The following is a 14,203-nucleotide window of genomic DNA, read 5'->3' as shown; positions in this document are numbered from 1 at the left end:
GATGCGCTCCCTTTCTCGGGTTGATCAAAGTGCCAAGTAATGATGCGGCCTGGTTGCTGCTTAGTCTAATCGTTTGTCGTGATGGGGTGGATAGCAAACGGCTATTCACGGAGGTTTGCTGTTTATCCTGTGCGGAAATAAAAAAGGGCGGACCGCAGTCCACCCCTTTGTGAAAGAGCTGCGCTCCTTCTATTTGCTCTCGCTCTGCAGATCCTTCAAGAGGTTGGCGGCCGACTGGTCTTCTTCGGCTTGCGTCGCTTCCTTCTGCTCCGCTTCCTCGGGCGCCTTCATCAAAGTGTCCAGATCGATTGCCGGCGGTGCCTCGCCGGCGCGCTCCAGGCGTTGCGCTTCCTTCTGGGCGTCGTCGCCGTAGCTGACGATGCCGGGGAAGATGATGATCAGCGCGACCATGATGATCTGGATGCCGACAAAGGGTATCGCCCCCCAGTAGATATCCGTCGTCTTGACCGAGGCCGGGGCGACAGAGCGCAGGTAGAACAGCGCGAAGCCGAAGGGTGGGTGCATGAACGAGGTCTGCATGTTGACCGCGAGCAGCACGCCGAACCAGACCAGGTCGATGCCCAGTTTGTCCGCCACCGGTGCGAGCAGCGGCACGATGATGAAGGACAGTTCGAAGAAATCGAGGAAGAAGGCGAGGACGAAGACCAGGATGTTGACCACGATCAGGAAGCCGACCTGGCCGCCGGGCAGGCCGAGCAGCAGGTGCTCGACCCACAGGTCGCCATTGACTGCCCGGAAGACCAGGCCGAAGACCGTCGAGCCAACGAGAATGAAGATTACGAAGGAAGACAGCTTGCCGGTGGTTTCCATGGCCTGCTTGAGCAGCTTGAAACTCAGGCGTTTGCGGGCCACTGCCAGAAGCAGCGCGCCGGCCGCGCCCATGGCGCCGCCTTCGGTCGGCGTCGCGATGCCGAGGAAGATCGTGCCGAGGACCAGGAAGATCAGCAGCAGCGGCGGCACCATCGTGGTGACGACACGCAGTGCCAGTTTGAGGCCGCGCAGCGTCCGCGCTTCGGGCGGCAGGGCCGGTGCGGCGGCCGGTTTGATGATGGTGAGCAGCACGACATAGCCGACATAGAGGCCGGTCAGAACCAGGCCGGGAATCATCGCCCCTTCGTACATGTCGCCGACCGATTTGCCGAGCTGGTCGGCCATGATGATCAGCACCAGCGATGGCGGGATGATTTGGGCCAGCGTGCCGGAGGCGGCAATGACGCCGGCGGCCAGCCGTTTGTCGTAGCCGTAGCGCAGCATGATGGGCAGAGAGATCAGGCCCATCGAGATCACCGAGGCGGCAACGACGCCGGTCGTTGCGGCAAGCAGCGCACCGACGAAGATGACGGCGAAGGCCAGGCCGCCGCGGATCGGACCGAACAGCTGGCCGATCGTGTCGAGCAGATCTTCGGCCATGCCCGATCGCTCAAGTATCAGCCCCATGAAAGTGAAGAAGGGGATGGCGAGCAGCGTGTCGTTGGCCATGATGCCGAAGATGCGCTCGGGCAGGGCCTGGAACAGCGCCGGCTGGAGCAGGCCGAGTTCGATGCCGAGCAGGCCGAAGACGATGCCGTTGGCGGCCAGGGCGAAGGCCACCGGGTAGCCGAAGAGCAGGAAGAGAACGAGGGCGCCGAACATCAGCGGCGCCATGTTGCCGATGATCCATTCCATTATTTGGCCTCCTTGGCTTTGGCAGCGGCGATTGCGGCGGCCAGTTCTTCTTCGGGCGTCGGGCCTCTTTCCTTATGGTTCGGGTCGTCGATCATCCCGGCCAGGAAAGCGATGCGTTTGATCAGTTCGGAAATGCCTTGCAGAGCGAGCAGCGTGAAGCCGATCGGCAGCAGGATCTTGACCGGCCAGCGGATCAGGCCGCCGGCGTTGGCCGAGTATTCGTTGATTTTGTAGGACTCGGCAACCAGCGGCAGGGACAGCCAAAGTACCGTGACCACCATCGGCAGCAGGAAAAATACCGTACCGATGATGTCGATTACCGCCAGGCCGCGCGGCGACAGCTTGCCGGCCAGCACGTCGATGCGGACGTGCTCGTTCTTTTGCAGCGTGTATGGCGAGCACAGCAGGAATACCGCGGCGAAAAGATACCACTGGATTTCCAGCAGGCCGTTCGAACTGTCGTTGAAGATAAAACGATAACTGGCGTTGCCGGCGCAGATGATGGTCATCACCAGCACCAGCCAGAAGGCGCCCCTGGCGACGCGCTCGTTGAGCCAGTCGATCAGCTGCGAGAGCTTGAGCAGTAGGGTCACGAAAAGTCCTCCTCGGTTGATAAAATCCCCGGCTTCTAGAAGTGGCCGGGATTGATGAAAAGTCCCAATTGGCGAAATTTACAGCGAAGGTGATAGGTCGACCATGGTGGAAATCCCTACAACCCGCCCGACGCGCATCTGCCTGGTGCGCCACGGCGAAACTGAGTGGAACGCGGCGCGCCGCATTCAGGGGCAGATCGACATCGGGCTCAACGAAACCGGCCTGAAGCAGGCCGAAGCGGCCGGCCGCTGGCTGAAAGGCACCGGCATCGCAGCGCTCTACAGCAGCGATCTGAAGCGTGCCTGGACGACGGCCCTGGCCATCGGCGTCGCGCTGGCCCTGACGCCGCGCCCGGTGCCCGAAATGCGCGAGCGGCGCTACGGTGTTTTCGAAGGCTTGACCTACGATGAGGCGAAGGCCAGTCATCCCGACGGCTATGCCGCATTCGAAGGGCGCAACGCCGACTATGACTTCGAAAACGGCGAGAGCCTGAAAGCGATGTTTGCCCGGGTTACCGGCAAGTTGCAGGAAATTGCCGCGGCGCATCCGGGGCAGAACGTGGTCGTCGTTTTGCATGGCGGCGTGCTCGATATCATCAACCGCTTCGTGCGGGGTAATAGTCTGGAAACGCTGCGCGATTTCCTGATCCCGAACGCCGGCATCAACTGGATTGCGACGGCCGACGGCCGCTGGACCCTTGAAAGCTGGGGGGAAACCGGGCATCTGGAAGCCGGCGCCCTTGACGAACTCCCTTCGTGATAAAATTTCCGCCCTTTTCAATGGCTTGAGGCATTCCCCATGTTTTCCGCGAAAGACACCCTGGCAAAAGTTGACCCCGAACTCTGGCAAGCCATGCAGGACGAAGTCCAGCGTCAGGAAGATCACATCGAACTGATCGCGTCCGAAAACTACGTCAGCAAGGCCGTCATGGAAGCCCAAGGCTCCCAGCTCACCAACAAGTACGCCGAAGGCTATCCGGGCAAGCGCTACTACGGCGGTTGCGAATACGTCGACGTGGCTGAGCAGATCGCCATCGACCGCCTGAAGAAGCTGTTCGGCGCCGATGCCGCGAACGTCCAGCCGAACTCCGGTTCGCAGGCCAACCAGGCCGTACTGATGGCCTTCGCCAAGCCGGGCGACACGATCATGGGCATGAGCCTCGCCGAAGGCGGCCACCTGACCCATGGCATGGCGCTCAATATGTCCGGCAAGTGGTTCAACGTCGTCTCTTATGGCCTGAACGAGAAGGAAGAGATCGACTACGACAAGATGGAAGCGCTGGCCCGCGAGCACAAGCCGAAGATCATCGTGGCCGGAGCCTCCGCCTACTCCCTGCGCATCGACTGGGAACGCTTCGCCAAGATCGCCAAGGAAGTCGGCGCCATTTTCTGGGTCGACATGGCTCACTACGCCGGCCTGATCGCCGCCGGTTTCTACCCGAACCCGGTACCGTTCGCCGACGTCGTCACCTCGACCACCCACAAGACCCTGCGCGGCCCGCGCGGTGGCGTCATCCTGATGAAGGCCGAGCACGAAAAGGCCCTCAATTCGGCCATCTTCCCCGGTCTGCAAGGCGGCCCGCTGGAGCACGTGATTGCCGCCAAGGCTGTCGCCTTCAAGGAAGCTGCGACGCCGGAGTTCCGCAACTATCAGGAACAAGTCATCGCCAACGCCCGCGTCATGGCCCGTGTGCTCGGTGAAGAGCGCGGTCTGCGCATCGTTTCCGGCCGCACCGAAAGCCATGTTTTCCTGGTCGATCTGCGTGCCAAGAACATCACCGGCAAGGAAGCCGAAGCTGCCCTCGGTCGCGCCCACATCACGGTCAACAAGAACGGCATCCCGAACGACCCGCAGAAGCCGTTCGTCACCTCCGGCATCCGTATCGGTTCGCCGGCCATGACGACCCGCGGGTTCACCGAGATCGAGGCGGAAACGGTCGCCCATCTGGTGGCCGACGTGCTGGAAGCGCCGAACGACGAAGCCGTGGCCGCCGCCGTGCGCGCCAAGGTCGCGGCGCTGTGCAAGAAGTTCCCGGTCTACGGAGCCTAAAGATCCGTGAAATGCCCTTTCTGCGGTGCTGAAGACACGGCGGTAGCCGATACCCGTCTGAACGACGAGGCCGACGTTGTCCGTCGCCGCAGAAAGTGCAATGCCTGCGACAAGCGCTTCACCACCTACGAGCGGGCTGAGATCCAGCTGCCGCAGGTGGTCAAGAAGAATGGCCTGCGTGCCGAGTTCAGTCGCGGCAAATTGCGCGCCAGTCTTGAACTGGCACTACGCAAGCGGCCCGTCTCGATCGAGTCGGTCGATGCGGCTGTGGCCGACATTGAGGAAATGCTGCTGTCGGCCGGTGAGCGCGAAGTCACCACCCAGCAATTGGGCGAACTGGTGATGCGCGAGCTGAAGAAGCTCGACAAGGTGGCCTACATCCGCTTCGCCTCGGTCTATCGAAACTTCGAAGACGTCGATGCCTTTTCCCGGGCCATCCGCGAAGTCTCCCCCGCCGCCAAGAAAAAATGAGTTTTACCGCCGTCGACCACGGCATGATGGCGCGCGCCCTGCAGCTGGCCGAGCGTGCGCTGTGGACGACCTCGCCCAATCCTCGCGTCGGTTGCGTCCTGGTCCGGGCCGGTGAAATTGTCGGCGAAGGCTGGCACGAGAAGGCTGGCGAGCCGCACGCCGAAGTCCATGCACTGCGCGCAGCCGGCGACAAGGCGCGCGGCGCGACGGCCTACGTGACGTTGGAACCGTGCAGCCACCACGGTCGCACGCCGCCCTGCGCCGAAGCCCTGATCGCTGCTGGCGTTACCCGTGTTGTGGCAGCGATGAGCGATCCCAATCCTTTGGTTGCGGGCCAGGGGTTGGCTCTGCTGCGAGCGTCCGGCATCGAAACTGCCTGCGGCTTGCTGGAAAACGAAGCGCGCGAACTGAATATCGGCTTTGTCGCGCGGATGACCCGTGGGCGCCCGTGGTTGCGCCTGAAAACCGCTGCCAGCCTAGATGGCAAGACGGCCTTGAATAACGGCGTCAGTCAGTGGATTACCGGGCCGGAGGCGCGGCGCGACGGCCATCGCTGGCGGGCCAGGGCGTGCGCCATCCTGACCGGCATCGGCACGGTGCGTGACGATGATCCGCAACTCAGTGTGCGCGATGTTGCAACGACTCGTCAGCCCTCGCGGGTGGTGGTCGATAGCCGGCTGGAGACGCCGCTGACCGCCCGCATCCTGCAGGGTGGGCCGGTACTGATTGCCGGGGCGATGGAAAATGCCGAAAAAGAGGCATTGTTGCGCTCGGCCGGCGCCGAGGTGCTGATTCTGCCGAACGCTGCCGGCAAGGTCGATCTCAAGGATCTGCTCGAGGAACTCGGCCGGCGTGGTATCAACGAAGTGCATGCCGAGGCCGGCTTCAAACTGAACGGCTCATTGCTGCGCGAGGGGCTGGTCGATGAACTGCTGCTCTATCTGGCGCCCTGCCTGATCGGCCATCAGGCCAGCGGCCTGTTCAATTTGCCGGAACTGACTACGCTAGCCGGCAAGCGCCTGTTGCAGGTTCGCGATCTGCGCCAGATTGGCGAAGATATTCGCCTGCTCGCCCGCTTCCGTTAGGGCCGCAAACCGCACAGCCGGCGTCCTTCTTGAATCGGACGGTGCGCCATTCCATCGTCAGTGCATCGAGCAGCAGCAGCCGGCCGGTCAGCGATTCGCCGATGCCCGCCGCCAGTTTCAATGCTTCGGCGGCCTGCATGCTGCCGACGATGCCGGTCAGCGGCGCGAAAACCCCCATCACCGCACAGCGCACTTCCTCGACCTCGTCGCCTTCGGGGAACAGGCAGTGATAGCACGGTGAATCGTCGCGGCGCAGGTCATAGACGCTGATCTGGCCGTCAAAACGAATGGCGGCGCCGGATACCAGCGGCTTCTTGTGGTGCACGCAGGCGCGGTTGATGGCGTGCCGCGTCGCGAAGTTGTCGGTGCAGTCGAGCACGAGGTCTACGCTGGCGACCAGCGTGTCGAGCGCCTCGCCGGAGAGTCGTTGCTGCAACGGAACGACCTCGATATCCGGATTGATCGCGGCAAGCGCCTGTTTGCCGGAAACTGCCTTGGCCAAGCCGACGCGTGCCTCGGTGTGAAGGATTTGCCGTTGCAGATTGGTGAAGTCGACGGTGTCGTCATCAACCAGCGTGATCTTGCCAACGCCGGCCGAGGCCAGATAGAGCGCTGCCGGTGAGCCCAGGCCGCCGGCCCCGATAATCAGGGCGTGTGTGGCAAGGATGCGCTCCTGGCCTTCAATGCCCAGCGCGTCGAGCAGGATGTGGCGGCTATACCTGAGAAGCTGCTCGTCGGTCACTTATATTCGCGCCACTCCGGCGGCGTATCGTCATGGTCGCCATGCGGGCGGTGTTCCCAGGCTTTGACATAGGCCTCCTGCGAGGAACTCTTGAGCAGTTTTTCCGGGGCGCCGAGGTTGTGCAGCTGGGTGTCCTCGACGTAGTGGATCAGCGCCCTGGTCAGCTTGCTCAGCAGCGTGTTGTCGAGGTGGTAACCCTTGTCCTCAAGATGCGCTTCAAGCTCCTGCAGCGTGTGTTGCTGGAGTTCGTAGTCGACCGCCACGGCGCGCTTGTCGATCTTCGGCGCGACCTCGACTTCCTCCAGGCGCTGCAGATCGTCTGCCGCCTCCGGCACCTGGCCGGGGGGGAACTTGGAGAACAGTATTTCGCGGTGCTTCTTGAGGTCGCTCGAACTCATCACTCCTCCCTTGAGGTGTATTAGTTCTTGGTCTTGTTCTGCATGATCTGCAGACCCTTGAGAAGGTTGACCGCCTGCTGGAACTGGTAGTCCCCCTTGGTGGCGTATTCGAGGCGCTGTGGCATGTCATCCTCGGCTTCGTCCTTGCCATTCTTGTCCTTGCCGGGCTTGGCCGGTGTCTTGGACTGCGGCTTGAGTTCCGGTTTTTGCTCTGGTTTAGCCGGGTCTTTCGCGGCATCCTTTTCGCGGTCGTTGATCAGGTGGCGATCGAGATCGGCCTCGCGAATGCGGGCAAAGTTGGCGCCGCCGCTGCCATTGGCCGTTTCTTCGACGACGATGTCGGGAACGATGCCCTTGGCCTGGATTGAGCGGCCGTCCGGCGTGTAGTAACGCGCCGTGGTCAGCTTGATCGCCGTATTGCCGGGCAGCGGGAGTACCGACTGCACGGAGCCCTTACCGAAAGTTTGCGTCCCCATGATGACCGCGCGCTTGTAGTCCTGCAGCGCACCGGCGACGATTTCCGACGCCGAAGCCGAGCCGCTATTGACCAGCACGACCATCGGAACTTTCTTGACGTCGACCGGCAGCGTCCGCAATGGGTCTTCGCGGGTGCCGCGCAGATAATCGCGCGGCCGGGCAAGGAATTCCTGCTTGGCATCTTCGGTCCGTCCGTCGGTTGAGACGACCTTGACCTCCGGTGGCAGGAACGCCGCCGAGACGCCGATTGCGCCGTTGAGCAGGCCGCCCGGATCGTTACGCAGGTCCAGCACGAGGCCGTTCAGATTGCCGTCCTTGTACAGGGTGTTGAGGTGCTTGGCCAGTTCGGCCACCGTGTTGTCCTGGAACTGGGTGACCCGAATCCAGCCGTAGCCGGGTTCGACGAGCTTCGACTTGACGCTCTGCACCTTGATCACTTCCCGAATCAGCGTGATTTCCAGCGGCTTGGCTTCGCCCTTGCGCAGGATGGTCAGCTTGATCGGGGTCTTCGGTTTGCCGCGCATCTTCTTGACGGCATCGTTCAGGGTCAGGCCCTTGACCGGCGTTTCATCCAGCTTGAAGATCAGGTCGCCGGCCTTGACGCCGGCGCGGTAGGCCGGGGTGTCCTCGATCGGCGAGACGACCTTGACCAGACCGTCCTCCATGCCGACTTCGATACCCAGGCCGCCGAATTCGCCCTGCGTGCCAACCTGCAGATCCTTGAAGGCATCGACGTCGAGGTAGGCGGAATGCGGATCGAGATTGGACAACATGCCGGAGATGGCATTGGTGATCATCTTCTTGTCTTCGACCGGCTCGACATAGCCTTGTTTGATGGCGCTGTAGACCTCGGCAAAGGTGCGCAGCTCGTCGATCGGCAACCCGGGTTTGACATCCTTGTCGGCCAGGGCCGGGATGTGCAGGCTGATGAGTGCGCCGGCGACGAAGCCGCCTAATGCCAAGCTGATAGTTTTCGTTTTGCTCATTTCAAACTGGACCATTTCATCGGGTCGATCGGTTGCCCCTGGTGGCGGAGCTCAAAGTATAAACCGGAATCCGGATTGCCCCCGCTATTGCCAACGGTGGCTACCGTTTCCCCGCCTTTTACTGCCTGCCCGACCTGCTTGAGCAGTGAATCGTTGTTGCCGTAGATCGTCAAATAGGCATTGCCGTGATCGACAATCAGCAGGTTACCAAACCCCCGCATCCATTCGGCAAATACGACCCGGCCGCTGGCCACGGCCTTGACCTCGCTGCCGGCGCCGGCCTTGATGAACAGGCCGCGCCAGGTGCCGCCGCCGTCGCGCGGCGAGCCGAAACGACCGGATACGGCGCCGCGGACCGGTAGTCGCAGGTTGCCTTTTTGGCGGGCAAAACTGCCATCGCTGGCGACCGGTTCGTAGCGATTTTCGGCTTCGACAGGTTTGGGCTGCCTCGGTTCGCTGTCCGGTGGGGTTGGCCGGGCGGCTTGTCTTTCCTCGGGGGCGGGGCGTGGCTTGGCGGCGCGCCGGGCCGCTTCGGCCAGTCGTGCCGCTTCGGCAGCCTTCGCCGCCTCGGCTGCGCGGGCGGCTTGGGCCGCCTGGGCGGCGAGAATTCTCGACAAGCGATCGATCAGCTGGGTCATCCGCTTTTCGTTCTGCTGCAGAGTGCCGATTTCCTTGCGCTGGGCATTGACCTTGCTCGATATCTCGGCGAACAAGGCCTGCCGCTCATTTCGTTGCTTTTGCAGTTCGGCATGGCGTTTCTGTTGTTCGGCCTCGACCTCGGCCAGTTCGGCGTTGCGCTCCTTGGCGTCGTTGGCCAGAGCCTTCTTTTTGGCGAGGGTCGTGTTGATTTCGCCCATCAGCTCGGCGCGCGTTGCGGCGATTGCCGAGAGATAGTGCAGATCGCGCGCCATCTGGTTCGGATCGTCGCCGTTGAGCAGTAGCTGGAGCGAATCCGGTGTGCCGCGCAGATATTGCTTGTAGAGCAGCTTTTCCAGCTGTTTCTGTTGCTGGCCGAGCGTGCCGCTCAGTTCGCGGGATTGCTGTTCGAGGTTTTGCAGTGTTTGCTGCAACTTTCCCCGTTGCTCGGAAAAATCGTGCAGTTCGCGCTGCAGGCGGGAAATCTGGCGTTCGGATTCGCGCAGGCGGTCGGCGGCGTCGGCCCGGTTCTCCTCGCTGGTGTTGAGATCCTTGCGCAGGGTTTCAATCCGGCCGCGCAATTCGCCGAGGTCGGCCTGTTTCTCGGCGATCTCCGGGGTCGGGGCGGCAGCTTTCTGGGCGACCTGCGGCTTGGCTTCGACGGCGCCGCTGCCAATGAAAAAAGCGGCAATCAGTGCCGCCGTCTGAAACCTGTTGAACCGATGCCGGCCGGGCTCCCGGCCCCGCCCCAATTTTCCGGGGGCTGCGGAGCGTTCTTTTTGGTGAGCCATGACGGTTTGAGATAGATTAAGGTCGGCGAAACGCAAGGCCTTATTTTATAATGATCCATTCACCGATATTGAGGTTTTATCTTGGAAACGCCACCCTTCAGCCTGATCGACAAGCAGGAGCACATCGAACTGGCTGCCCGCGCCCTCAAGGCTATCGCGCATCCGTTGCGCCTGAAGATCCTTTGCGTGCTTGGTGACCAGGAAGCCTGTGTGCAGGATATCGTCGATGCCGTCGGTACCTCGCAAAGCAATATTTCCCAGCATTTGGCCATCCTTCGCGAAAAGGGCGTATTGCTCACGCGCAAGGATGCCAATCGTGTTTTTTATCGGGTGGGCGACCAGCGCACCCTGCAGCTCGTCAGCATGATGCGCGAAGTTTTTTGTGGCGTGGAGGCCTGATCAATGCCGATGGACTTTATTAACCAGAATATCCTGCTTGTTTCGATTGCCCTAATCAGTGGTCTCGGTCTGCTCTGGCCGTTGTTCGCGCGGCCGGCCGGCAACGGCCTGACGCCGGGCGAGGCGACTTTGCTGATCAACCGGGAAGATGCGCACATCGTCGATGTGCGCGAAGTGGATGAATTTGCCAGCGGCCATTTGCCCGAGGCTAAGAACATTCCGGCCAGCAAACTGGCTGACCGTATCGCCGAACTCGACAAATTCAAGGACAAGCCGATTCTTCTTTGTTGTGCTTCGGGCATGCGCTCCGGCAAGGCTGGCAATGAACTGAAGAAACAGGGTTTCAGCAAGCTGTACAACCTGGCCGGCGGTGTCGATGCCTGGGTTGGCGCCGGTTATCCGGTCAAAAAGGGAACGCGGAACAAATGAGCGCACCGGTATTGATGTACACCACGGCCGTCTGCCCTTTCTGCATTCGCGCCAAACAGTTGCTTGCCGCACGTGGCGTGATGGCCATCGAGGAAGTCCGGGTCGATCTCGATCCGGAGCGACGCGATGAAATGATGCAGAAAACTAAGCGGCGTACAGTGCCGCAAATCTTCATTGGCGACACCCATGTCGGTGGCTGTGACGATCTATATGCGCTTGACGCGGCCGGCGAATTGAAAGCGCTGCTCGACGGCAACGTCTGAATCCGTTTAACTCTCTGAAAGAAAACCATGGAACAAAACGAACAGCCGGTCTTCGGTATTGAAAAGCTCTACGTCAAGGATCTGTCGGTCGAAGTGCCGAATGCTCCGGAAATTTTTCTCGAGCGCGAAGCGCCGCAAGTCGAGATCCAGCTCAATACCGGTGGTCGTGGGGTTGGCGAAGGCGTTTTCGAAGTCGTGCTGACGGTTACCGTGACCGCCAAGATGGGCGAAAAGACCGTGTTCCTGGTCGAAGTCGGACAAGCCGGTATCTTCCGCATCCAGAATGTGCCGGAAGACCAGATCGAGCCGCTGATCGCCGTTGCCTGCCCGAACATTCTGTTCCCGTATGCCCGCGAAACCGTTTCCGACGCCGTGACCCGGGCCGGCTTCCAGCCCATCGTGTTGCAGCCTGTCAATTTCGAAGCCATGTATATGCAGCGTCTGCAAGCACAGGCCCCGGCCCCCGCCGATACGACCATCCAGTAAATCATGACGATGTGGCGCCGGACTCTGCTTGCCCTGTCGCTGATCAGTGCCGCTGGTGCGGCGCAGGCCATCGACTACCGTTCGGTCGATGTTCCGGCCGCCATTCTCTACGACGCGCCATCGCAGAAGGGCAAGAAGCTCTATCTGATCAAGGCGCAGACGCCGGTTGAGGTGATTGTCCGCCTCGACGGCTGGCTCAAGGTCCGTGACGCTGAAGGTACGCTGGCCTGGATCGAGGCGCGCTATCTCGCCGAACGTCGGACGCTGGTCGTTACGGCCGCGCAGGGCGAAATCCGCCAAACCGACAAGCCGGAAGCGCCGGTTCTGGCGCAACTCGATAAATGGGTCGCGGTCGATTTTCTTGAAGCGGCATTGCCCGGTTGGGCCAAGGTCCGTCACCGCGACGGTGCGGTCGGCTACATTCGTTCGACGCAGGTCTGGGGTCTATGAAAGTTACTTTGCTTGGCGCCGGTGCCTGGGGTACGGCGCTGTCCATCGCCTTTGCCGGCAAACACCAGGTGACGCTGTGGTCGCGCGAAACCGATGTGGCGCTCGATTTGCGTGAAACCCGGGAAAACCGTCGTTTTTTCCCCGGCCACCGATTGCCGGATACGGTCGAGATATCGACCGATTTTGCGGCGGCAGTGAGCGGGGCGGAATTGCTGGTCATCGCCACCCCGATCGCCGGCTTGCGCCCGACCGTCGAGCATCTGAAAGCGCTTGATGTCACGCTGCCCCTGCTTTGGGTGTGCAAGGGCTTTGAAGCCGGGACGGGCAAGCTGCCCCATCAGGTGGTTACCGAAGTCCTCGGTCCGCAGGTGATCTGCGGCGCGCTGTCCGGGCCGAGTTTTGCCGAAGAAGTGGCGGCCGGCCAGCCGACGGCGGTTGCCCTGGCCGCCAACAATCCGGTTTTTGCCCGCGAAGCGGCGCGTCAGTTGCACACGACGCGTCTGCGGATCTATGCCAACGACGATCTGGTCGGCGTCGAGGTCGGCGGGGCGGTGAAGAATGTCCTGGCGATTGCCACCGGTGCCTGTGATGGTCTCGGTCTCGGTCTCAATTCCCGGGCGGCCCTGATGACCCGTGGTCTGGCGGAAATTGCCCGGCTTGGCCTGGCTCTGGGCGCCCAGCGCGAAACCTTCATGGGGCTGGCTGGCATGGGCGACCTTATCCTGACGTGCACCGGCGATCTGTCGCGCAATCGGCGGGTCGGCCTGGCGCTGGCGGAAAACAAGTTGCTGCCGCAGATTCTCGAAGAACTCGGTCACGTTGCCGAAGGCGTCTATACGGCGCGCGAGGTCGATCAGCTGGCGCGCAAACTGGCCGTCGACATGCCGATCAGTGCGGCAGTCGCCGCGGTGCTTGATGGTCGCCTGACCGCTGCCCAGGCTTTGGAGCAGTTGATGGCGCGCGACCCGAAAGAAGAGATCGCCTAGAGCGAGCCGGTGAAGCCGACTTGACGCCAGGCTTCAAAGACCGTGACGGCCGCGGCATTCGATAAGTTCAGGCTGCGCTGACCGGCCTGCATGGGCAGGCGCAGACGTTGCTCGGGGCTGAATTCAGCCAGCACTTCCGGCGGCAGACCGCTGGTTTCCCGGCCGAAGACGAAAACATCATCTGCCTGCAGCGTAGTCGTAAACGGGCTGGCCTGGCCCTTGGTCGTCATGGCAAACAGGCGTCGCCCGGCCAGGGCGACTTTGCAGGCAGCCCAATCCGCGTGACGAACGACGCGGGTGTACTCGTGATAATCCAGCCCGGCCCGGCGCAACCCCTTGTCGGTAATGTCGAAACCGAGCGGCTCAACCAGATGCAGTTCGGCGCCGGTGTTGGCGCAGAGGCGAATGATGTTGCCCGTGTTGGGCGGAATTTCAGGCTGATAGAGGACGACGGCGAACACGTTGCTTGATCTGAATGGCTGGGGTGGCGGATTAGAACACGGTTTAATGCTTCAGTGCGCGGGCGGCAACGACCGCCGTGACGTGCGCGGCGCCATGCAGCTTGAGCACCCGCGCGCATTCGTTGAGCGTCGCCCCGCTGGTCATCACGTCGTCGATCAACAGAATGTTTTTTCCGGTCATGTCCGCCGTGCATTCGAAGGCGCCACGGACATTCTTGCGGCGCTCCTTGAGCGGCAGGTCGGCTTGTCGCTGGGTCGGACGGTTACGGAAGAGGCTGCAATGATCGACCGGCAGATTAAGCTGCTTTCCCACCGCCCGGGCAATTTCCATCGACTGGTTGAAGCCGCGTTCACGCAGGCGTTCGGGGTGCAGCGGCAGGGGCACGATCAGCTGTTCTCCGGGTTTGATCAGCGCCGCCAACCGATACCCCAGCCATTTTGCCACGGCCAGTTGATGGCCGTATTTCAGCGCCTGAATGATCCGGTTGACCGGAAAGTCGTAGTGGAAGGCGGCCAGCGTCTGATCGAAGTGTGGCGGATCCGTCAGGCAGGCACCGCAGCGTTCGCCATGCGTGGTTTGTTCGGCACATTGCGGGCAGCAAGCGCTTGGTGGTGCGGGCAGGTCGGCGGCGCACGCTGGGCACAGCAGAGCGTCGGGGCTGTCGCTGCCACAGAGCAGGCAACTCCCGGGAAAGGCATCGTTCAGCCAGCGGCTGACGAGCGACTTCAGCCGATACATAAGGCGCTGGGGTAAAATTGACAGGGTTCCGGGCGTCTTCGATAATCCATAATTACCGATGCGTTCCGCGTCCGA

At 61.8% G+C, this 14,203-nt stretch carries 18 protein-coding genes; 10 read left to right on the top strand and 8 right to left on the bottom strand.

Annotation, left to right across the window (positions count from 1 at the left end):
• Positions 1–189 precede the first annotated feature (189 nt).
• Complete coding sequence (locus tag ACLIKD_RS15135; protein ID WP_428825709.1) at positions 190–1,686, bottom strand: TRAP transporter large permease; 1,497 nt, start codon at positions 1,684–1,686, stop codon at positions 190–192.
• On the bottom strand, positions 1,686–2,279 hold the full coding sequence (locus tag ACLIKD_RS15130) for a TRAP transporter small permease subunit (RefSeq protein ID WP_428825708.1): 594 nt from the start codon (positions 2,277–2,279) through the stop codon (positions 1,686–1,688). Before ACLIKD_RS15130 ends, ACLIKD_RS15135 begins: the two co-directional genes overlap by 1 nt.
• Before the next feature lie 103 nt (positions 2,280–2,382).
• Here ACLIKD_RS15130 and ACLIKD_RS15125 point away from each other — a divergent pair, with 103 nt between their 5' ends.
• Genes ACLIKD_RS15125 through ribD form a run of 4 tightly spaced genes read left to right on the top strand, consistent with a single transcriptional unit; the run spans position 2,383 to position 5,885 of the window.
• Positions 2,383–3,039, top strand: a complete 657-nt coding sequence (locus ACLIKD_RS15125) for a histidine phosphatase family protein (RefSeq protein ID WP_428825707.1) — start codon at positions 2,383–2,385, stop codon at positions 3,037–3,039.
• 39 nt (positions 3,040–3,078) lie between these two features.
• Positions 3,079–4,329 (top strand): serine hydroxymethyltransferase, encoded by a 1,251-nt coding sequence (gene glyA / locus ACLIKD_RS15120; RefSeq protein ID WP_226417070.1) that lies wholly within the window; start codon positions 3,079–3,081, stop codon positions 4,327–4,329.
• Positions 4,330–4,335: 6 nt separating this feature from the next.
• Complete coding sequence (gene nrdR / locus ACLIKD_RS15115; protein ID WP_226417069.1) at positions 4,336–4,800, top strand: transcriptional regulator NrdR; 465 nt, start codon at positions 4,336–4,338, stop codon at positions 4,798–4,800.
• Positions 4,797–5,885 carry a bifunctional diaminohydroxyphosphoribosylaminopyrimidine deaminase/5-amino-6-(5-phosphoribosylamino)uracil reductase RibD gene (ribD, locus tag ACLIKD_RS15110; RefSeq protein ID WP_428825706.1) on the top strand — a complete coding sequence of 363 codons (1,089 nt, stop codon included), beginning with the start codon at positions 4,797–4,799 and terminating at the stop codon, positions 5,883–5,885. The genes nrdR and ribD overlap by 4 nt, the downstream gene beginning before the upstream one ends.
• Here ribD and ACLIKD_RS15105 read toward each other — a convergent pair.
• The 4 genes from ACLIKD_RS15105 to ACLIKD_RS15090 are packed head-to-tail and all read right to left on the bottom strand — an operon-like array spanning position 5,800 to position 9,915.
• On the bottom strand, positions 5,800–6,627 hold the full coding sequence (locus tag ACLIKD_RS15105) for a HesA/MoeB/ThiF family protein (RefSeq protein WP_428825705.1): 828 nt from the start codon (positions 6,625–6,627) through the stop codon (positions 5,800–5,802). The two genes, ribD and ACLIKD_RS15105, sit on opposite strands and share 86 nt — an antisense overlap.
• Positions 6,624–7,025: a hypothetical protein gene (locus ACLIKD_RS15100; protein ID WP_226417066.1), complete on the bottom strand. Its 402-nt coding sequence runs from the start codon at positions 7,023–7,025 to the stop codon at positions 6,624–6,626. Before ACLIKD_RS15100 ends, ACLIKD_RS15105 begins: the two co-directional genes overlap by 4 nt.
• A gap of 20 nt (positions 7,026–7,045) precedes the next feature.
• Complete coding sequence (locus ACLIKD_RS15095) at positions 7,046–8,488, bottom strand: S41 family peptidase (RefSeq protein WP_428825704.1); 1,443 nt, start codon at positions 8,486–8,488, stop codon at positions 7,046–7,048.
• The gene (locus ACLIKD_RS15090; protein WP_428825703.1) at positions 8,485–9,915 is read right to left on the bottom strand and encodes a murein hydrolase activator EnvC family protein; all 1,431 of its coding nucleotides are present in this window, start codon (positions 9,913–9,915) and stop codon (positions 8,485–8,487) included. The genes ACLIKD_RS15095 and ACLIKD_RS15090 overlap by 4 nt, the downstream gene beginning before the upstream one ends.
• Positions 9,916–9,996: 81 nt before the next feature.
• Here ACLIKD_RS15090 and ACLIKD_RS15085 point away from each other — a divergent pair, with 81 nt between their 5' ends.
• From ACLIKD_RS15085 to ACLIKD_RS15060, 6 genes are read left to right on the top strand one after another with little or no spacing between them, the layout of a single operon-like run.
• Entirely contained in the window at positions 9,997–10,314 is a 318-nt protein-coding gene (locus ACLIKD_RS15085; RefSeq protein ID WP_226417063.1) for an ArsR/SmtB family transcription factor, read from the top strand.
• A 3-nt stretch (positions 10,315–10,317) separates the two neighbouring features.
• Positions 10,318–10,743 (top strand): rhodanese-like domain-containing protein, encoded by a 426-nt coding sequence (locus tag ACLIKD_RS15080; RefSeq protein ID WP_428825702.1) that lies wholly within the window; start codon positions 10,318–10,320, stop codon positions 10,741–10,743.
• Positions 10,740–11,006, top strand: a complete 267-nt coding sequence (grxC, locus tag ACLIKD_RS15075) for a glutaredoxin 3 (RefSeq protein ID WP_428825701.1) — start codon at positions 10,740–10,742, stop codon at positions 11,004–11,006. The genes ACLIKD_RS15080 and grxC overlap by 4 nt, the downstream gene beginning before the upstream one ends.
• 27 nt (positions 11,007–11,033) lie before the next feature.
• Entirely contained in the window at positions 11,034–11,492 is a 459-nt protein-coding gene (gene secB / locus ACLIKD_RS15070; RefSeq protein ID WP_226417060.1) for a protein-export chaperone SecB, read from the top strand.
• Between the two features lie 3 nt (positions 11,493–11,495).
• Positions 11,496–11,942: an SH3 domain-containing protein gene (locus tag ACLIKD_RS15065; RefSeq protein ID WP_428825700.1), complete on the top strand. Its 447-nt coding sequence runs from the start codon at positions 11,496–11,498 to the stop codon at positions 11,940–11,942.
• Positions 11,939–12,928, top strand: coding sequence for an NAD(P)H-dependent glycerol-3-phosphate dehydrogenase (locus tag ACLIKD_RS15060; protein ID WP_428825699.1), 990 nt, complete (start codon positions 11,939–11,941; stop codon positions 12,926–12,928). The genes ACLIKD_RS15065 and ACLIKD_RS15060 overlap by 4 nt, the downstream gene beginning before the upstream one ends.
• Here ACLIKD_RS15060 and ACLIKD_RS15055 read toward each other — a convergent pair.
• Both ACLIKD_RS15055 and ACLIKD_RS15050 read right to left on the bottom strand, forming a co-directional pair.
• The gene (locus ACLIKD_RS15055; RefSeq protein WP_428825698.1) at positions 12,925–13,389 is read right to left on the bottom strand and encodes a tRNA (cytidine(34)-2'-O)-methyltransferase; all 465 of its coding nucleotides are present in this window, start codon (positions 13,387–13,389) and stop codon (positions 12,925–12,927) included. The two genes, ACLIKD_RS15060 and ACLIKD_RS15055, sit on opposite strands and share 4 nt — an antisense overlap.
• A 43-nt stretch (positions 13,390–13,432) precedes the next feature.
• Positions 13,433–14,128, bottom strand: a complete 696-nt coding sequence (locus ACLIKD_RS15050) for a phosphoribosyltransferase family protein (RefSeq protein WP_428825697.1) — start codon at positions 14,126–14,128, stop codon at positions 13,433–13,435.
• Between the last annotated feature and the right edge of the window lie 75 nt (positions 14,129–14,203).

It is taken from the genome of Azonexus sp. IMCC34842 (assembly GCF_050368855.1).
Classification (GTDB): Bacteria; Pseudomonadota; Gammaproteobacteria; order Burkholderiales; family Rhodocyclaceae; genus Azonexus; species Azonexus denitrificans_A.
The sequence above is the reverse complement of the archived record's forward strand: the minus strand, read 5'-3'. Positions and strand labels throughout refer to the sequence as shown.